Origin of the sequence: Flavobacterium sp., from assembly GCF_044368625.1 — a bacterium.
GTDB lineage: Bacteria > Bacteroidota > Bacteroidia > Flavobacteriales > Flavobacteriaceae > Flavobacterium.
Genome location: NZ_JBIPPD010000005.1, coordinates 1 through 17,518, shown reverse-complemented (window position 1 = coordinate 17,518; position 17,518 = coordinate 1). Strand labels below are relative to the sequence as shown.

The 17,518-nt window shown below is 36.3% G+C and carries 17 protein-coding genes, 1 tRNA gene and 1 pseudogene; 13 read left to right on the top strand and 6 right to left on the bottom strand.

Features of this window, described 5'->3' with window-relative positions; translation table 11 throughout:
- Position 1: 1 nt before the first annotated feature.
- Positions 2 to 592, bottom strand: coding sequence for a DUF1287 domain-containing protein (locus ACIQ2X_RS00860; RefSeq protein ID WP_396176978.1), 591 nt, complete (start codon positions 590 to 592; stop codon positions 2 to 4).
- A 74-nt stretch (positions 593 to 666) separates the two neighbouring features.
- On the opposite strand from ACIQ2X_RS00860, the gene radC reads away from it, so the two are divergent.
- The 7 genes and pseudogenes from radC to ACIQ2X_RS00825 all read left to right on the top strand — a co-directional run bounded on the left by radC (position 667) and on the right by ACIQ2X_RS00825 (position 6,749).
- Positions 667 to 1,359: a DNA repair protein RadC gene (gene radC, locus ACIQ2X_RS00855; protein ID WP_396176977.1), complete on the top strand. Its 693-nt coding sequence runs from the start codon at positions 667 to 669 to the stop codon at positions 1,357 to 1,359.
- 82 nt (positions 1,360 to 1,441) lie between these two features.
- Complete coding sequence (locus ACIQ2X_RS00850) at positions 1,442 to 2,068, top strand: ABC transporter ATP-binding protein (protein ID WP_396176976.1); 627 nt, start codon at positions 1,442 to 1,444, stop codon at positions 2,066 to 2,068.
- Positions 2,065 to 3,357 carry an ABC transporter permease gene (locus tag ACIQ2X_RS00845; RefSeq protein WP_396176975.1) on the top strand — a complete coding sequence of 431 codons (1,293 nt, stop codon included), beginning with the start codon at positions 2,065 to 2,067 and terminating at the stop codon, positions 3,355 to 3,357. Before ACIQ2X_RS00850 ends, ACIQ2X_RS00845 begins: the two co-directional genes overlap by 4 nt.
- Complete coding sequence (locus ACIQ2X_RS00840) at positions 3,350 to 3,847, top strand: hypothetical protein (protein WP_396176974.1); 498 nt, start codon at positions 3,350 to 3,352, stop codon at positions 3,845 to 3,847. The genes ACIQ2X_RS00845 and ACIQ2X_RS00840 overlap by 8 nt, the downstream gene beginning before the upstream one ends.
- Positions 3,848 to 3,869: 22 nt before the next feature.
- Positions 3,870 to 4,537: pseudogene (locus ACIQ2X_RS00835) on the top strand (YjjG family noncanonical pyrimidine nucleotidase).
- 18 nt (positions 4,538 to 4,555) lie between these two features.
- A complete protein-coding gene (locus ACIQ2X_RS00830) occupies positions 4,556 to 5,671 on the top strand; it encodes a hypothetical protein (RefSeq protein ID WP_396176973.1) in 1,116 nt (371 codons plus the stop codon).
- Between the two features lie 361 nt (positions 5,672 to 6,032).
- The gene (locus ACIQ2X_RS00825; RefSeq protein ID WP_396176972.1) at positions 6,033 to 6,749 is read left to right on the top strand and encodes a hypothetical protein; all 717 of its coding nucleotides are present in this window, start codon (positions 6,033 to 6,035) and stop codon (positions 6,747 to 6,749) included.
- Between the two features lie 79 nt (positions 6,750 to 6,828).
- Here the strand turns inward: ACIQ2X_RS00825 and ACIQ2X_RS00820 are convergent.
- Positions 6,829 to 6,903, bottom strand: a tRNA-Pro gene (locus ACIQ2X_RS00820).
- 156 nt (positions 6,904 to 7,059) lie between these two features.
- Here ACIQ2X_RS00820 and trxB point away from each other — a divergent pair.
- Positions 7,060 to 8,007, top strand: coding sequence for a thioredoxin-disulfide reductase (gene trxB / locus ACIQ2X_RS00815; protein ID WP_396176971.1), 948 nt, complete (start codon positions 7,060 to 7,062; stop codon positions 8,005 to 8,007).
- Between the two features lie 110 nt (positions 8,008 to 8,117).
- On the opposite strand, the gene ACIQ2X_RS00810 is transcribed toward trxB, so the two are convergent.
- Together ACIQ2X_RS00810 and ACIQ2X_RS00805 are read right to left on the bottom strand one after the other, a co-directional pair.
- Positions 8,118 to 8,570: a GNAT family N-acetyltransferase gene (locus ACIQ2X_RS00810; RefSeq protein WP_396176970.1), complete on the bottom strand. Its 453-nt coding sequence runs from the start codon at positions 8,568 to 8,570 to the stop codon at positions 8,118 to 8,120.
- A gap of 26 nt (positions 8,571 to 8,596) precedes the next feature.
- Positions 8,597 to 9,874, bottom strand: a complete 1,278-nt coding sequence (locus tag ACIQ2X_RS00805; RefSeq protein ID WP_396176988.1) for a replication-associated recombination protein A — start codon at positions 9,872 to 9,874, stop codon at positions 8,597 to 8,599.
- A gap of 135 nt (positions 9,875 to 10,009) precedes the next feature.
- On the opposite strand from ACIQ2X_RS00805, the gene ACIQ2X_RS00800 reads away from it, so the two are divergent.
- Complete coding sequence (locus ACIQ2X_RS00800) at positions 10,010 to 10,786, top strand: rhomboid family intramembrane serine protease (RefSeq protein WP_396176969.1); 777 nt, start codon at positions 10,010 to 10,012, stop codon at positions 10,784 to 10,786.
- A 51-nt stretch (positions 10,787 to 10,837) separates the two neighbouring features.
- Here ACIQ2X_RS00800 and rlmB read toward each other — a convergent pair whose 3' ends face one another.
- Positions 10,838 to 11,572: a 23S rRNA (guanosine(2251)-2'-O)-methyltransferase RlmB gene (rlmB, locus tag ACIQ2X_RS00795; RefSeq protein ID WP_396176968.1), complete on the bottom strand. Its 735-nt coding sequence runs from the start codon at positions 11,570 to 11,572 to the stop codon at positions 10,838 to 10,840.
- Positions 11,573 to 11,654: 82 nt separating this feature from the next.
- Positions 11,655 to 13,238, bottom strand: a complete 1,584-nt coding sequence (locus ACIQ2X_RS00790; protein WP_396176967.1) for a hypothetical protein — start codon at positions 13,236 to 13,238, stop codon at positions 11,655 to 11,657.
- A 363-nt stretch (positions 13,239 to 13,601) separates the two neighbouring features.
- On the opposite strand from ACIQ2X_RS00790, the gene rpsL reads away from it, so the two are divergent.
- Genes rpsL through rpsJ form a run of 4 tightly spaced genes read left to right on the top strand, consistent with a single transcriptional unit; the run spans position 13,602 to position 16,998 of the window.
- Positions 13,602 to 13,985 (top strand): 30S ribosomal protein S12, encoded by a 384-nt coding sequence (rpsL, locus tag ACIQ2X_RS00785; RefSeq protein ID WP_022828353.1) that lies wholly within the window; start codon positions 13,602 to 13,604, stop codon positions 13,983 to 13,985.
- A 51-nt stretch (positions 13,986 to 14,036) separates the two neighbouring features.
- Positions 14,037 to 14,513 carry a 30S ribosomal protein S7 gene (gene rpsG / locus ACIQ2X_RS00780; protein WP_026718729.1) on the top strand — a complete coding sequence of 159 codons (477 nt, stop codon included), beginning with the start codon at positions 14,037 to 14,039 and terminating at the stop codon, positions 14,511 to 14,513.
- An 11-nt stretch (positions 14,514 to 14,524) separates the two neighbouring features.
- Positions 14,525 to 16,681 carry an elongation factor G gene (fusA, locus tag ACIQ2X_RS00775; protein ID WP_396176966.1) on the top strand — a complete coding sequence of 719 codons (2,157 nt, stop codon included), beginning with the start codon at positions 14,525 to 14,527 and terminating at the stop codon, positions 16,679 to 16,681.
- A gap of 11 nt (positions 16,682 to 16,692) precedes the next feature.
- Positions 16,693 to 16,998, top strand: coding sequence for a 30S ribosomal protein S10 (gene rpsJ, locus ACIQ2X_RS00770; protein WP_011963470.1), 306 nt, complete (start codon positions 16,693 to 16,695; stop codon positions 16,996 to 16,998).
- Positions 16,999 to 17,518 lie beyond the last annotated feature (520 nt).

Genomic DNA, 17,518 nt, shown 5'->3' with positions numbered 1-17,518 from the left:
TTTATTTTTTATACCTAAAATGTCCGACAATTTTGTAACTGAACAAGCAGTCTTCCAAAACTTGACCGGCACCCACATTGTGCACAATCAAAGGCCGTTTTCCACCCGAAGCATCAGGACTGGATTTTAAATGCGTCACAATACCAATGTGTGGCAATTTATCATTAATCATCCACGTTACCAAGTCTCCTGTTTTATAGTCGGATGGGTTTTGAGAGACAGGTAATTTTTGTCCTTTTCGCGTAAAAAAAGTTTCTAAATTGGGTACACGACGATGGTCAATATTGGTATCAGGTTTTTTCAAACTCCACGTTTTTGGGTATTTTGAAAAATGTACTTTCATGTCTTCATGGACTTCTTTTTGTAAATCAATTCCTAATGCTCGATACGCCCGAATAATCACATCGGTACAAACACCCTGACCTGAGGGTACATCGCCGTTGGGATACGGAATCGAAACATATTTTCCGTTGTAAACCACTTCGTTTTTGGTCAATTGGATTGCAGCTTTCGCCAACTTCTGTTCAAAATTTTTTTCTTGATTTCCAGATGAAATTAGCAATAAGATTCCCAAACTATAAAGTATTTTCATTATTTTAGTATTTTATTTTCAGGATGTAAACGCCTGGAAGCCGATTTTAGTATAATCTTACAAAATTACAAGCCATGGAACCAAATACTTCATTTCCAATAAAACAGTGGGCCGAAGACGACAAACCTCGTGAAAAATTAATGCTGAAAGGCAAACAAGTGTTGAGCGATGCCGAACTTTTAGCCATTTTAATCGGTTCTGGTAGTCGGAATGAAAGTGCCGTTGATTTGAGCAAACGCATCATAGGAAGTGTAGCCAATCTCAAAGCTTTGGGACGCATGACATTGCAACAACTTATGGAATTTAAAGGAATTGGCGAAGCAAAAGCCATAACCATTTTGGCTGCTATGGAACTTGGTCGTAGGCGAGGATCTGAGGAAGAAGTAGATTTGAAAAAAATCACCTCTAGCAAAGCCGTTTTCGATATTATGCATCCTATTATTGGCGAACTTGTCCACGAGGAATTTTGGGTGTTGTACCTTAATAATTCCAACAAAGTAATCTATAAATCCCAACTCAGTAAAGGCGGAATTACTGGAACAGTAGTAGATGTACGGATTGTGTTTAAAACGGCATTTGAACAAAATGCAGTGGGTATTATATTGTGCCACAACCACCCATCGGGAATTTTGAAAGCCAGCGAAGCCGATAAACAAATTACTCAGAAGATTAAAGATGCTGGGAAAACGCTAGATATAAATGTTTTGGATCATTTGATAATTACTAACAACGATTATCTTAGTTTTGCAGACGAGGGAATTCTGTAAATATCAATCTTACGTTAAAAAATAAAAGAATTTTTTTGGGATTCGCTATCTTGCGACCTGATTCAATAAACATTTTTATAAGATGATTCTTACGAAAGGAATAGGATTTCAGTACAATTCCCAGACGCAATTTCAGTTTCCCAATTTGCAATGCGAGTCCAATCAAGCGTTGTTGATTACGGGCGCTTCTGGTAAAGGAAAGACGACTTTATTGCATGTACTTGGCGGACTTCTGAAACCTACTTCAGGCGAAATTTACATCAATAATGTTAATATTTGCCAACTGTCTTCGACAAAATTAGACCATTTTAGAGGTCAAAATATTGGATTGATTTTACAGAAATCGCATTTTATTGCAGCATTAACTGTTTTAGAAAATATCGAATTGGCCTCTTGGTTAACCGATAAAACCAAAAAGAAAGAAAAAGCGAAAGAACTGTTGTCGCTTTTAGGTTTAGATAAATGTGCATCTCAATTACCCCAAAATTTAAGTGTCGGTCAACAACAGCGGGTGTCCATTGCACGGGCTTTAATCAATGAGCCGAAGTTGCTTTTGGCAGACGAGCCCACTTCCAGTTTAGACAATGAAAACGCAAAAATTGTAGGGGATTTGCTTGCTGGTTTAGCTCAAAAATACAATGCAGCATTAGTTATAGTAACACACGATCAACGATTAAAAGAACGTTTTAAAAGCACTATCGAGTTATGATTGGTAAAATTGCATGGAAAAATATGTGGTTTAAACCACTCAACACTGTCCTTAGCGTTATTTTGTTAACAGCAAGTGTGGCAATAATTTCGTTATTGATTTTGCTGCAAAAACAGTTTGAAAAGCAGTTTTCAAGCAATATTGACGGTGTCGATTTAGTGATTGGTGCCAAGGGAAGTCCGATGCAATTAATTCTTTCTTCGGTGTATCAAATGGACGCTCCAACAGGAAATATCAATTATGGTGAGGCTAAGGTCTGGATGACACATCCTTTTGTAAAAACAGCAATTCCACTGGCATTTGGCGATAATTACCGCGGTTTCAAAATTCTCGGAACTACAGAAGAATATTTAAAAAAGTATGATGCCAGGATGGCTACTGGAGTCCTTTTTTCAAAGAATTTTGAGGTGGTTTTGGGAAGTGAAGTGGCTAGAAAAATGAATCTTAAACTAGGAGACACATTTTTAAGCTCGCATGGAGATGCAGAGGAAGGCGAAGTCCACGAGGAACATCCATATGTAGTGGTAGGAATAGCTTCCGAAACGGGTAAAGTTATCGATAATTTGATTTTGTCCAATATTGAAAGTGTTTGGGCGATGCACCACCACGAAGAGGAAGCGATCGAAAGTGTGGAGCACGAGCATAAAGAAGGAGAAGAGCACCATCATGATGAAGAAGCGCATCACCATGAAGAAGGAGCAGAACACCATCACGATGAAGAAGCACATAACCATGAAGAAGATCATGAAATTACGTCCGTTTTAATAAAATTTAAAAATAAAATGGGGTTCGTACTTTGGCCGCGACTTATTGCCCAAAACACAAGTATGCAGGCAGCTTCTCCAGCTATCGAAATCAACCGATTGTTTTCGCTCTTTGGAATTGGCCTTGACGCATTGCAATATTTGGCTTACGGAATCATGCTCATTTCAGGAATCAGCATTTTTATAGCTTTGTACAATACCCTCAAAGAACGGAAATACGAATTTGCATTAATGCGGGTTTCGGGAGCAACTCGATTACAGCTTTTGCTATTGGTACTTGCCGAAAGTGTTTTTTTATGCCTCATCGGATTTGTGTTTGGTACAGTTGTTGGTAGGCTCGGTTTGTATTTTATTTCAAACGCAACCGAGGACGACTATAAAATGGCGTTTGACCCGTTTGAACTGGCACTTAGAGAAGAGCTGATTTTATTTTTAATCACTATTTTTGTGGGTATAATTGCAGCGTTGATTCCAGCAATAAAAGCGTATCGACTTAATATTTCAAAAACTTTAGCTTATGCATAAATCAGTATTTATCATATCTTTTTTGTTTGCGTTTTTGTTTGCTTCGGCAAAAGAAACGAAGCTTGCCCCAAAATTTAAAGCGGAAGGGATTACTTCTTCATTTGAAGCAACAGCTATTGACTCCTTGAATTGGAAGCTTTTGGGGATGATCAAATTTATTAAAAAAGCCGATAAAGAATACGGCGAAATCATGTATCCACAAGTAAGTCCGTTACTTAAACAAAAAGCGGGTAAGCAGATTGCAATCAGTGGTTTCATTATTCCAATCGATAACACAACTTATGCTTTGAGCAAAAATGTTTTTGCATCCTGCTTTTTCTGTGGTCAGGCGGGGCCAGAAACGATTATGGGAATCAAGTTTAAAGGGGCTACACCAAAATTGAAAACCGATCAATATGTAACTTTAGTAGGAACTTTTCGCATCAATGAAAAAGATGTCGAAGACTGGATTTACCATATTGATAACGCAGTCATTGTAAAAGGAAAATAATTTGAAAACCGCTATTTCTGATGTGTTTTTTGATTTAGATCATACCTTGTGGGATTTTGAAAAAAATTCGGCGTTGACTTTTGAGAAAATTTTGCCCAAAAATAAAATACCGGTCAACCCGTCAGAATTTGTAGCGCAGTACGTACCTATAAATTTTAAATATTGGGAGTTGTTTCGAGAAGATAAAATTTCCAAAGATGAATTGCGCTACGGACGATTGAAGGAAACTTTTGCTTTGTTTGAAATGGAACTTGAAGAGGAAATAATTGCCATTTTATCAGATGAATATATTCGATATTTGCCCGAAAATAATCATCTCTTTGAAGGTGCGATTGAAATCTTAGACTATTTAAAGCCAAAATTTAATTTGCATATCATAACCAATGGTTTTCATGATGTTCAAAATAATAAAATAAATAATTCCAATTAGCGCCTTATTTTAAAACCATAACCAATAGCGAATCCGTAGGTGTTAAAAAACCTAATCCTTTGATTTTTGAATTTGCAATGCGTCAAGCGAATGCGAAAAACAAAAATAGCATTATGATTGGCGACTGTATTCAAGCAGACGTTTTAGGTGCAATGAATTGCGGTATGGACGCTATATTATTCAGTGAAATTCCCCAAATCATCGAAAGTAAAAATATCAAACAAATCAATCATTTATTAAAATTAAAAAAACACCTGTAGTTGGTTAAGAAAAAAGTTATGAAAAATGCATTTTTAGTACTCTTCAGTTTATTCACATTGTTTACTTATGCACAAAGAATAAATGAATACGAGTTCGTGGTTGTGCCAACAAAATTTCAATTTCAGCGTAGTGAAAATGAATATCGATTGAATGACCTGTTAAAAAATAGACTCGAAGACTTTGGCTTTAAAGCCTTTTATAAATCAGAACAATTACTTAATATTTATAGTGATCCATGTTTATATCTATATGTTGATGTAGTAAATGTGAGTAATATTTTTCTTACTAAGTTGCAAGTAGTTTTTAAGGACTGCTCTAACGGAATTGTATTTCAATCCGAGATTGGAACTGGTGAAGAAAAAGAACGACATGAGGGATTCAATGAGGCGTTATTTAATGCATTAAAATCAGTGCGTTACCTCAATTATAAATTTAATGGAAAAAAAACAGATTTGTCTGTATTGTCAAGTACTTCAAGTACCTCGGTAGCTTTGCATCAAAATAATGGTTCTCAAAGTCAAAGCGAAGTTTTAAAAATAGAGCAAGTTAAATTAGATAAAATCAAAGAAGATTTAGCAAAAACGCAAATGAAATTGGAACAAGCTCGAATGGAACTAGCAAAGTTGGAACAGGCAAAAAACAGTCTTGGAAAAGTACCGCAAGTTGCTTCGCAAACTACCAATGTTGCCTCTTCAAAAAAAGTAGAAGAGTCAGCCCAATTGGTTGCATCTACTTCTAATGAAATAGCAACCCCAAAAGAATTCAAAAACACTGTGACACAAAATAAAGTTACGAATTTGGAGCAACCAAAAGCCTCAATCGTCATCTCTGAACCAGTAAGAGCCACTCAAGAAACCGTAGTTGCTGAAAAAATAACCAATCAGCCTGCTAATTTGACTGATAACTCAAGTAGTGATGTCTTGTTTGCATCGCCAATCGAAAATGGGTTTGAACTTATTGATTCCAATTCAAAGGTTGTTTTGGTACTCGTTAAAACAATGCAACCCGAGTATTTTAACGCAAATGTCGACAAGAAATATGGTTTGGTTTATAAGAAAAACAATCAATGGGTTTTCGAATATTATTTTGAAGGAAAGCTTATGGTGGAGCCATTAAATATCCGGTTTAAATAAACAATTTTAATAGGAGTAACTTCATTATCGTATAAAATATTTTAATACGTTGTTAATAATTTCAAATTTCTGCCGATAATTGAATTACCAAGATTAGATTTGCTACAATCAAACTTTGAAAGTTTCTATTGTTTAATTAAAAACCCAATTTAAAAGTTTGCCTATTATGGCATTAAATGTCAATATATTAAATAAGTATGCCGGAAATGCGATGCAATTGAAAATGCTTCGCTAGTTCGCAAGATCGGGTCATCGGATACCCAATAAAATAGTATTGGATGGGATAAACTCCGATGAAAATACATTCTAATTACTCCCGATAGCTATCGGGAGACCAATAAAAAACAATAAATATCAACATATGAAAAAAAATTTTCTACTGATCTTCGCCCTGTTTTCCTTGTTTGCATCCGCACAGACAATAAATGACTTTGAATTTGTATTAGTACCCACAAAATTTGATTTTCAAGACAGCCAAAATGAATACCGACTCAATACCATATTAAAGTACCGATTGGCTGAATTTGGGTTTGACGTACGTTTTACTTCCGATCAAATAAATGCCAACTACAACGATCGCTGTTTGTATTTGACAGCTTATATTGTTAATGAAAGTCGCTTTCTTCTTACCAAATTACGGGTTGAATTTAGAGATTGTAACAATGTGGTCGTATTCAAGTCCGATTTAGGAACAAGTAAAACCAAAATGCGAAAAGATGCCTACATAGAAGCTTTAGAAAAAGCGCTTTTATCTGTTAAAGAGGCTAATTATAAGTTCACTGGAAAAAAAACAGAGCAAACTGTATTGGCTACTGTAGCGGAATCGGATATTGCTGCTGAGAAAAACGAAGTAATAAGCGATAAAACACTTTTTGCACAGCCCATTGCAAATGGTTTTCAGTTGGTTGATGCTACACCAAAAGTAGTTTTAAAAATATTCAAAACTTCTCAACCTGATTATTTTCTAGCAAATGCTGATGGTAAAGAAGGTGTCGTTTTGAAGCGCAATAACACATGGTTTTTTGAATATTATCAGAACGACAAACTTATTTCAGAAAGGCTTGAGATCAAGTTTTAGTATTTCAAATTTTACAGAAAATAAATTCTTCTAAATCTAAATAAAAAAGCCGAACATTTTTAAATGTTCGGCTTTTTTGTCGGGGTGGCAGGATTCGAACCTGCGACCTCCTGCTCCCAAAGCAGGCGCGATAACCGGGCTACGCTACACCCCGAAATCGGATGCAAAGATAAACTAATATTTTAGTTGTGCAATGCTAATTTCAAATATTAAAATATTATTTTCTCATAACGAAAAGTTATTCGAATGCTTAGACAATTTTTTAAATTTAGGCTACATTTGTAATCACAAAATTTGAATTTTTAAAAATATGTCAACAACCATCGAAAAAGTAAAATGCCTGATCATTGGATCCGGGCCTGCTGGATATACGGCGGCAATTTATGCCTCAAGAGCGAATATGTTTCCTGTTTTATACCAAGGATCTCAACCTGGTGGGCAATTGACCACAACCAATGAAGTAGAAAACTGGCCGGGTAATCCGGAAGGAATTACAGGTCCAGAAATGATGGTGCAACTTCAAGCACAAGCTCAAAGATTTGGCGCTGACGTGCGTGACGGCTGGATTTCAAAAGTGGATTTCTCAGGACCAATTCACAAAGTTTGGGTCAACGACGAAAAGGAAATTCATTGCGATACAGTAATTATTTCCACAGGAGCTACGGCTAAATATTTAGGCTTGCCATCTGAACAACATTATTTGCAAATGGGGGGCGGTGTTTCTGCTTGTGCGGTTTGCGACGGTTTTTTCTACAGAAATCAAGAAGTAGTGATTGTGGGCGCTGGGGATTCGGCTTGTGAGGAAGCACATTATCTTTCAAAATTATGTAAAAAAGTGACGATGTTGGTGCGTACTTCTAATTTCAGAGCTTCTAAAATTATGCAAGAACGCGTTCGGAAAACAGAAAATATCGAAATTTTGTTGAACACAGAAACGGTTGAAGTTTTAGGTGACGGGCAAGTAGTTGTGGGGGTAAAAGTTTTAGACAAATCCACTAATGAAGAAAAATCGATTCCAGCAACTGGATTTTTTGTTGCCATCGGACACAAACCCAATACCGATATTTTTAAAGACTACATTGATCTTGATGAAACAGGTTATATCAAAAATATTCCAGGAACTTCTAAAACCAACGTTGCAGGTGTTTTTGTGGGAGGTGACGCTGCCGATCACGTGTACCGTCAGGCAATAACTGCTGCAGGAACGGGCTGTATGGCTGCTTTAGACGCCGAAAGGTATTTGGCTGCGATGGAGTAGACTTCCCTTAGCCCCTCCCAAGGAGGAGAGCTAGGAATTGAAAATTTGGAATTTGAGATTTCTGATTTTGTCCCGAAGCTTCGGGATTGGGTTTTTTCATTTGGAATTTCTTAAACGTATTCCATAAAATACAAATCAAATCCTTTTGCCCAGTAGTTGGGTTTTACTTCGAGGAGTTGAAATCCTTGTTTTTGATAAAATGGAAATGTCATTTGTGACGTTCGAACAATAATTTTGGTAACGTTCTCCAACGATTTTAAGACAGAAATTCGGTATTGCAAAAGTGCTTTACCGAATTTTTTTCGTTGAAATTCAGGATGAATGATGTCCCAAATGATAATCCCTGTTTTTTTTTCGTCTTCGAAATTGATTCCGCCACAACCTATAATTTTATTTTCAAAAGTGAGCACGTAGTACAGCTCGATTTCGGTTTCAAGATAGTTTTGAAAGTCCGTTTTTTCAGCTGGAGCAAAATAGTAAGGTATATTTAAATCCAGTAATTGCAATACTTCCAACTTGTCATTTTTGCTGTACCTACGAATGGAGAAAGCTTCTTTTGTCATATCGAGAATGCATTTTTTTTTGAGTTTCAATACCCGTATTTGTTTTTCCAACGATTTTTTAAAAATTCCTTCGTCGCGTTTTCACGCGAATTATTTCCAGGTAAATAGAACGCAGTATTCTTAATTGCGTCTGGAAGAAATTCTTGCTCGGCAAAATTATTGTCGTATTCGTGTGAATATTTGTAATCGTCTCCATAACCCAACTCCTTCATCAGTTTTGTTGGTGCATTGCGTAAATGAATTGGAACAGGCAAATCGCCTGTTTGTTTTACCATTTTTTGGGCGTTGCCTATGGCCAAGTACGAAGCATTACTTTTGGGTGAAGTGGCCAAATAAACCGCACACTGACTTAGAATGATGCGACTTTCGGGATAACCAATGGCAGAAACTGCTTGAAATGTATTATTAGCCATAACAAAAGCCGTTGGATTCGCATTTCCGATATCTTCACTTGATAATATGAGCATTCTTCGCGCGATGAACTTAACATCTTCGCCTCCTTCAATCATTCTCGCCAACCAATAAACAGCGCCATTTGGGTCGCTTCCTCGAATGGATTTAATAAAAGCCGAAACAATGTCGTAGTGCTGTTCGCCTGTTTTATCGTACAAAACGGTATTTTGTTGCACTAATTTCAACACCATTTCATTTGAAATTACCACATCATTCGTAGGCGATGCATTGACAACAAGTTCGAATATGTTGAGCAATTTTCTGCCATCTCCACCTGAAAGGCGCAGTAAAGCTTCGGTTTCTATAAGTTGAATATTCTTTGTTTTTAAATAAATATCTTGTTCCATTGCGCGATGCAATAACGCCAGTAAATCGTCTTTTGAAAATGAGTTCAAAATATACACCTGACAGCGCGACAGTAAAGCAGGAATGACTTCAAAACTGGGATTCTCGGTTGTGGCACCAATTAATGTAATCCAACCTTTTTCTACCGCTGCAAGAAGCGAATCTTGTTGCGATTTACTAAAGCGGTGGATTTCATCAATAAACAATATCGGATTTTTAGCGGTAAACATTCCGCTGCTTTGCTTGGCTTTATCAATGACTTCACGTATGTCTTTCACGCCAGAATTGATTGCACTCAAAACAAAAAAAGGTCTTTTGGATTCTTTGGCAATGATTTCTGCTAGCGTAGTTTTACCCGTTCCTGGTGGGCCCCAAAGTAGGAGTGAAGGAATAATTCCGTTATTGATTTGTTGAGTTAACGAACCCTCCGGCCCTACCAGATGCAGTTGACTGATGTAATCGTGAAGGGTTTGAGGTCGGATTCGTTCTGCTAAAGGTGCTTCCATATCGTCAAAATTACTCAAAATAAATGACTTGATTTTTGTAAATTATGACACATTAACAGATATTTATTTTTGGTGGACTTCTTGATAACTAATCTTTGAAATGTATAGCAACAAAGTACGCTTAGATTTATAGATATGAACGAAAATCATTTTAAATTTTCATTGTCCGTCGTTGTTTTGCCTTTGCTTTTTGTACTGGCGATTTGGACTGTATATTGGTTTGAAATTAGGTTTTCTAATGATTTGACGACGTTTGGAGTATATCCGCGAACTTTGGAAGGTTTGAGAGGTGTGTTTTTTAGTCCATTTTTACACGGAAGTCTCGATCATTTGTACAGCAACACCATTCCTGCGTTTTTATTGATTGCAGCTCTACGGTATTTTTACAGAGACAATTTTTGGCAAGTAGTTCTCTACGGCATCTTGTTTTCTGGAATTTTGACTTGGATTATTGCACGAGAGTCCTATCATATTGGCGCGAGCGGACTGATTTATGTTCTGGTTAGTTTTATCTTTTTTAAAGGAATACGATCGCAATATTACCGATTGGTTTCGTTATCGCTCGTTATAATTATGGTTTATGGCGGGATGATTTGGTATGTATTTCCCGATATTGAGGAAGGAATTTCGTGGGAAGGACATTTGGCGGGATTAATCACGGGTTTGGTAATGGCTGTTATTTTTAAAACTCCAGATTACAAAAAATTTATAAAATACGATTGGGAACAACCGGATTATAACCCTGTGGGCGATAAGTTTATGGAACGCTTTGATGAAAACGGAAACTTTGTTAATGTCCCAAAACCTGAAGTTACCGATTCAATAATTGAAACCAATCCTTTTCAAAATACGACTTCCAACAATGGGTTTCAGATCGTGTATCATTTTAAAAATGATGAAAAATTAGAATAAAAAAACACGATCAGTAATTAATCGTGTTTTTTAAATATTTTGTATGTACAATTACTTTCGTTGTCGCACCGCTTCATATAAAAAAGCACCACAAGCAACCGAAACATTTAGGGAGCCAATGGTTCCAAACATCGGTAACTTTGCTTTTTCGTCTACAATTTTTAAAACGGAAGGATTGATACCTCTGTCCTCTGAACCCATAATGATGGCGACCGGTTCATTTAAAGTAACGTCGTAAATGGTTTGATCTGTTTTTTCAGTAGCCGCAACGGTTTTGATGCCCGAACCTTGTAAGAAGAAAATGGCATCTTTGATATGTTCTACGCGACAAATTGGAATATTAAAAACAGCACCTGCAGATGTTTTTACCGTATCTCCATTTACGGGTGCAGCGCCTGATTTTTGAACTATAATTCCATCCACTCCTGTGCATTCTGCCGTACGTATGATGGCGCCAAAGTTTCGTGCGTCCGATATTTGATCCAAGACCAAGAACAATGGTGTTTTGGTTTTTTCAAGAACAGTTTCTACAAGCACTTCAATTTCTACAAAAGAAATGGGGGCAATAGTAGCAACCGCACCTTGATGATTGTTGGGAGTCAGTCGATTCAGTTTTTCAACGGGAACATAAGTAAAATTTACGTTGTTGCGTTTCATTACTTTCAGCAAATCCTTCATCAATTCGCCTTGAGCATCTTTTTGCAAAAACACTTTATCTACTTCTTTACCTGCCATAATGGCTTCTACAATCGCGCGAATTCCAAAAATCAAATGTTCTTTTTCCATACGGCAAATGTAATAAAAAAAGATGAGTCAATTTTACTTGCTTATTTTGAAAAAAAATAAGCGTTGAACTTTCAAAAAAAGCCTAAAATTCTGTAACAAATTTGATTTGAACGACCGAGTTGGAAAGTTCGATGGACTGATTTTTGGTGCTTCCGTTGGCGTAAATTAAATTAAGAAGTCCGTTTTTTGAGCGAATTCCAAACCCGAAACCAATTCCTAGTAAATTATTGGTCGTATTTGTGGTGGCATCTTCATAAAAACCATAATCCAAAACGCTGTGAACGTATAAACCATAAGACAAAATGTACCGATATTCTGTGAGTAAAGATGTCAAAATATTGGCTTGCAAACTATTTTCGTTAAATCCGCGGACAGATTGAATGCCGCCAAAACGATACAACTCGTTCGTAATGAAATGTTCACTATTCAGATAAAAATTCTGACTTTTTAAGTTAATGATATTCCGCTTATTTAAATGTAAATTGTGACTAAAATTGAGCTCGAAAAAGGATTGTGCGTTGTTCTCTAGTTTTGAGGCCCTTTCGCCTATACCTGATTTAAAAATAAACCGTGTTTTTTCTGAAAACAAGGCGTCGTCAATAAAATTGCGATATTCAAAAGTTGACGTCAAGAAACTACTTTCAAAATCGCTAATCATCGAATTATTGGTATTTTGAATGTCACTCGATTCGGTAGATTGGTAACCAATAAATAGCTTCTTATTGTAGGTAAAATAATAACCCAAGTCAATTGCTGTTTTAGTGTTTTGAAAGGTGCTGTCTTGTTTGAAAATATTTAAATTCGCTTTCACACCCAACGGACTTTTAAAAATATACGGAACTTCAAGACTTGTGTTGAACGTAACTTGTTCGTTGTCGTCGCCTTTCCAATACAAGTTAAACGCCTCACCTGCATTTAAAATATTGACCAAAGCCAAGTCTAAATAACCTGTAAAATCAACTTTTCCATCTTCCTGATTGGCAAAACCAATGTAGCCGTCAAATCGGTTGGCTTTGGCTTTTTCTAGATAAACATACACTTTTGTACTGTCTTCACTAAAAAGAATTTCAGGATAACGCGTTTGACTCACAAACCGAAAATTGTTAAAGTCTTTGTGAATTTTATCCAGATTATTTTTATTAAAAATTTTCTGATCGTACAAACGCTTTAAGTTTCGTTTATGGCCAAGCGGAAATTTTTCGTAACCATTAATTACAATTTCGCTCAAGAGGCGTTTCTTGTTGGTTTCAATTTTTAGCAAAGCAAAGAGTTTACCGTTCTCTTTTCTGAAATCGGCAAGACGTAATGATGCTAGTGAAAAACCTTTTAGTTCAAGTTCGCTTAATTTTTTTTTCAAAAAATCAGTTGTTTCACGTATCGGAATTATAATGCTGTCTTTTTCAAATCCCAAAATCTCCGCATCTTTTTCTAAATACATGTGTAGGTATTTTGTGGGAGTTCTCAATCTGAAATGAAATTGAAAAAGCGTGTCGCTTAATTTTTTCGAATCCAACAATTCATTTTCAAGATAGCCTATTTGCAGCAGTTGGTCCGAAAATTTTTGAACCTCCTCCATTATGCTTTTAACATTCGTATGCTTTTTTTGATAACCAATAGAATCGATGGTAGTCATTTCGGTTGCGTTTTCTGAAATTATTTTCAGCATGAGCTCTTGTCCAAAATGATTTTGGCACACAAAAAACAGAACAATTAGTGCTAATTTTTTAAACAACTTAGGAATATTAGTTGAAATTAATAACGTCAAAAACGTTGCATCAGTATAATGCGACTGTTTTTAAGCAAATTTACAAAGAACAAAAGCATTCGCAACGCAAACGGCAACAAAATCCCAAATCCTTAATCTCAAATCCCAACTCCGAAACTTCAGAGCCAAATTCATCAATATTAAATCTTTATTAATGTAATTGAAAATTAATCTATTATGATTTGTTTTTAGAAAAATCTTTTTTACATTTGCAACCCCGTAAAAAGCGGGAAAATCATATATAAGAAATTTTTAGTATTAATTATGCCAACAATTCAACAATTAGTAAGAACTGGAAGAACTCAGATGACTAAGAAGAGTAAATCGGTTGCTTTAGATTCTTGTCCTCAACGAAGAGGGGTATGTACGCGTGTTTACACTACAACACCAAAAAAACCAAACTCTGCAATGCGTAAAGTAGCGCGTGTACGTTTGACTAATGGTAATGAAGTAAATGCCTATATCCCAGGTGAAGGACACAATCTGCAAGAGCACTCGATAGTATTAGTTAGGGGTGGAAGAGTAAAAGATTTACCTGGAGTAAGATACCACATCGTTCGTGGTGCACTTGATACATCAGGTGTAGCAGGAAGAACGCAACGTAGATCAAAATACGGTGCTAAACGTCCAAAAGAAGCGAAAAAGTAAATCAATTACGTACGGATAGGTCGTGACCTGTCCTAAAAAAACAAAGAAAACATGAGAAAAAGAGCGGCAAAGAAAAGACCACTTTTACCAGATCCGAGGTTTAATGACCAACTGGTAACACGTTTTGTAAATAACTTAATGTGGGACGGTAAAAAATCAACAGCTTTTAAAGTTTTTTATGATGCAATGGATATCGTAGAAGCTAAAAAGCAAGATGCTGAAAAATCTTCAGTAGAAATCTGGAAGGATGCATTAACCAATGTTATGCCTCACGTAGAAGTACGTAGTCGTAGAGTAGGTGGAGCTACATTCCAAATTCCAATGCAAATTAGACCAGACCGTAAAATTTCTATGGCAATGAAGTGGATGATACTTTATGCACGTAGAAGAAATGAGAAATCTATGGCTCAAAAACTAGCTTCTGAAGTTTTAGCTGCTGCTAAAGAAGAAGGTGCTGCTGTGAAAAAGAGAATGGATACTCACAAAATGGCTGAAGCAAATAAAGCATTCTCTCACTTTAGATTTTAATTCAAACAGAAATGGCTAGAGATTTAAAATATACAAGAAACATAGGAATTGCGGCTCACATTGATGCTGGTAAAACAACAACAACAGAGCGTATTCTTTTTTATACAGGAAAATCACACAAAATTGGTGAAGTACACGATGGTGCTGCAACAATGGACTGGATGGCACAAGAGCAAGAAAGAGGTATTACCATTACTTCTGCTGCTACAACTTGTGAATGGAATTTCCCAACAAAACAAGGTAAAGTGATTCCGGAATCAGTTCCGTACCACTTCAATATCATTGATACTCCTGGACACGTGGATTTTACCGTTGAGGTAAACCGTTCGTTAAGAGTATTGGATGGTTTGGTTTTCCTTTTTAGTGCAGTTGATGGTGTTGAGCCACAATCTGAAACAAACTGGAGACTTGCCGATCAGTATAGAGTTCCACGTATGGGATTTGTTAACAAAATGGACCGTCAAGGTTCTAACTTCTTAGGAGTTTGTCAGCAAGTTCGAGATATGCTAAAATCAAACGCTGTTGCAATCACTTTGCCAATCGGTGAAGAAAATGATTTCAGAGGTGTAGTAGATTTAGTAAAAAATCAAGCAATCGTTTGGCATGATGAAACACAAGGGGCAACTTTTGATATCATCGACATTCCAGCGGATATGGTTGACGAAGTAAAAGAATACAGAGACATCCTTATTGAAGCTGTTGCTGATTACGACGAAAACTTACTTGATAAGTACATGGAAGATCCAGATTCTATTACAGAAGATGAGATGAACAAAGCCTTAAGAGCTGCTACTATGGACATGGCAATTATTCCAATGATTGCTGGTTCTTCTTTCAAAAATAAAGGAGTTCAGTTCATGTTAGATGCGGTATGTAAATACTTGCCATCTCCAATGGACAAAGAAGGTATCGAAGGAATTCACCCTGATGATGCTGAATTGTTAGAAGAAGATCAAACCAAAATTTTGCGTAAGCCAGATGTTAAAGAGCCATTCGCTGCCTTAGCATTTAAAATTGCTACCGATCCTTTCGTAGGTCGTCTTGCTTTCTTCCGTGCTTATTCTGGTCGTTTGGATGCTGGTTCTTATGTATTGAACACACGTTCTGGTAACAAAGAAAGAATTTCTCGTATCTACCAAATGCATGCGAACAAACAAAACCCAATCGATTATATCGAAGCAGGTGATATTGGAGCAGCAGTTGGATTTAAAGATATCAAAACGGGAGATACATTGTGTGATGAAAAACACCCAATTATTTTGGAGTCTATGAAATTCCCAGCACCGGTAATTGGTATCGCTATCGAACCAAAAACTAAAGCTGACGTGGATAAAATGGGTATGGCTTTGGCTAAATTAGCTGAGGAAGATCCAACATTTACCGTTAGAACTGATGAAGCTTCAGGTCAAACGATTATTTCAGGAATGGGTGAGTTACACTTAGACATCCTTGTAGATCGTATGAAACGTGAGTTCAAAGTGGAAGTAAACCAAGGTGAGCCTCAAGTTGAATACAAAGAGGCATTTACTAAATCGGCTACACATAGAGAAACGTACAAGAAACAATCTGGAGGTCGTGGTAAATTCGGTGATATCGTATTTACACTTGAGCCTGCTGATGAAGTAGACGGTAAAGTGCCTAAAGGATTACAGTTTATCAATGCCGTTAAAGGTGGTAACGTTCCTAAAGAATATATTCCTTCTGTTGAAAAAGGTTTCCGTGAAGCTATGAAAACGGGTCCTTTAGCGGGTTACCAAGTAGATAGTTTGAAAGTAACGCTAACAGACGGATCTTTCCACCCTGTCGATTCTGACGCACTTTCTTTTGAACTTGCAGCAAGAATGGGTTATAGAGAAGTAGCAAAAGCTGCTGGTGCTATCGTTTTAGAACCAATCATGAAAATGGAAGTGATTACACCAGAAGAAAACATGGGAGATATCGTTGGTGATATCAACCGTCGTAGAGGTCAGGTGAATGACATGGGAGACAGAAATGGTGCTAAAACTATTAAAGCTGATGTGCCTTTATCAGAAATGTTTGGTTATGTAACTACATTAAGAACATTGTCATCCGGTAGAGCAACTTCAACTATGGAGTTTTCACACTATGCAGAAACGCCTTCGAATATTTCAGAAGCCGTAATTAAAAAAGCAAAAGGTAACGCTTAATTCTAAAGAAAATGAGTCAAAAAATCAGAATAAAACTAAAATCTTACGATCACATGTTGGTAGATAAGTCTGCCGAAAAGATTGTAAAAACTGTAAAAAGTACAGGTGCAGTTGTAACCGGTCCAATTCCGTTGCCTACTCACAAAAAATTGTTTACAGTATTGCGTTCTCCACACGTTAACAAAAAAGCGAGAGAACAATTCGAAGTAATGTCATACAAGAGATTGATCGATATTTACTCTTCCTCTTCAAAAACCATCGACGCTTTAATGAAATTAGAGTTGCCAAGTGGAGTAGAAGTTGAGATTAAAGTATAATTAATTTCCACTTACCTATAAAGTCCTATTTATGAGTTGCAAAACTTGTAAGTAGGATTTTTTTTATTCAAAATTTTTGCAATCAAATTCAATTTCATTTTTAATTTCAAAAATAAATTCAATTAAAACATCTTCACAACTATTTGTCACTCCGTCGGGAGTCTATGATTCCAATTTAGTAGCAATTTCAATATCAAAAATAAATTCAATTAAAACATCTTCACACCTATTTGTCACTCCGTCGGGAGCCTATGATTCAATTACTAGCAATTTCAATATCAAAAATAAATTCAATTAAAACATCTTCACACCTATTTGTCACTCCGTCGGGAGTCTATGATTCCAATTTAGTAGCAATTTCAAGATCAAAAATAAATTCAATTAAAACATCTTCACGCCTATTTGTCACTCCGTCGGGAGCCTATGATTCAATTTAGTAGCAATTTCAATATCAAAAATAAATTCAATTAAAGCATCTTCACACCTATTTGTCACTCCGTCGGGAGTCTATGATTCAATT

Coding starts and splice junctions, on each gene's coding strand:
- ACIQ2X_RS00860 (WP_396176978.1), bottom strand. CDS start 592: ATGAAAATACTTTATAGTTTGGGAATCTTATTGCTAATTTCATCTGGA.
- radC (WP_396176977.1), top strand. CDS start 667: ATGGAACCAAATACTTCATTTCCAATAAAACAGTGGGCCGAAGACGAC.
- ACIQ2X_RS00850 (WP_396176976.1), top strand. CDS start 1,442: ATGATTCTTACGAAAGGAATAGGATTTCAGTACAATTCCCAGACGCAA.
- ACIQ2X_RS00845 (WP_396176975.1), top strand. CDS start 2,065: ATGATTGGTAAAATTGCATGGAAAAATATGTGGTTTAAACCACTCAAC.
- ACIQ2X_RS00840 (WP_396176974.1), top strand. CDS start 3,350: ATGCATAAATCAGTATTTATCATATCTTTTTTGTTTGCGTTTTTGTTT.
- ACIQ2X_RS00830 (WP_396176973.1), top strand. CDS start 4,556: ATGAAAAATGCATTTTTAGTACTCTTCAGTTTATTCACATTGTTTACT.
- ACIQ2X_RS00825 (WP_396176972.1), top strand. CDS start 6,033: ATGAAAAAAAATTTTCTACTGATCTTCGCCCTGTTTTCCTTGTTTGCA.
- trxB (WP_396176971.1), top strand. CDS start 7,060: ATGTCAACAACCATCGAAAAAGTAAAATGCCTGATCATTGGATCCGGG.
- ACIQ2X_RS00810 (WP_396176970.1), bottom strand. CDS start 8,570: ATGACAAAAGAAGCTTTCTCCATTCGTAGGTACAGCAAAAATGACAAG.
- ACIQ2X_RS00805 (WP_396176988.1), bottom strand. CDS start 9,874: ATGGAAGCACCTTTAGCAGAACGAATCCGACCTCAAACCCTTCACGAT.
- ACIQ2X_RS00800 (WP_396176969.1), top strand. CDS start 10,010: ATGAACGAAAATCATTTTAAATTTTCATTGTCCGTCGTTGTTTTGCCT.
- rlmB (WP_396176968.1), bottom strand. CDS start 11,572: ATGGAAAAAGAACATTTGATTTTTGGAATTCGCGCGATTGTAGAAGCC.
- ACIQ2X_RS00790 (WP_396176967.1), bottom strand. CDS start 13,238: ATGCTGAAAATAATTTCAGAAAACGCAACCGAAATGACTACCATCGAT.
- rpsL (WP_022828353.1), top strand. CDS start 13,602: ATGCCAACAATTCAACAATTAGTAAGAACTGGAAGAACTCAGATGACT.
- rpsG (WP_026718729.1), top strand. CDS start 14,037: ATGAGAAAAAGAGCGGCAAAGAAAAGACCACTTTTACCAGATCCGAGG.
- fusA (WP_396176966.1), top strand. CDS start 14,525: ATGGCTAGAGATTTAAAATATACAAGAAACATAGGAATTGCGGCTCAC.
- rpsJ (WP_011963470.1), top strand. CDS start 16,693: ATGAGTCAAAAAATCAGAATAAAACTAAAATCTTACGATCACATGTTG.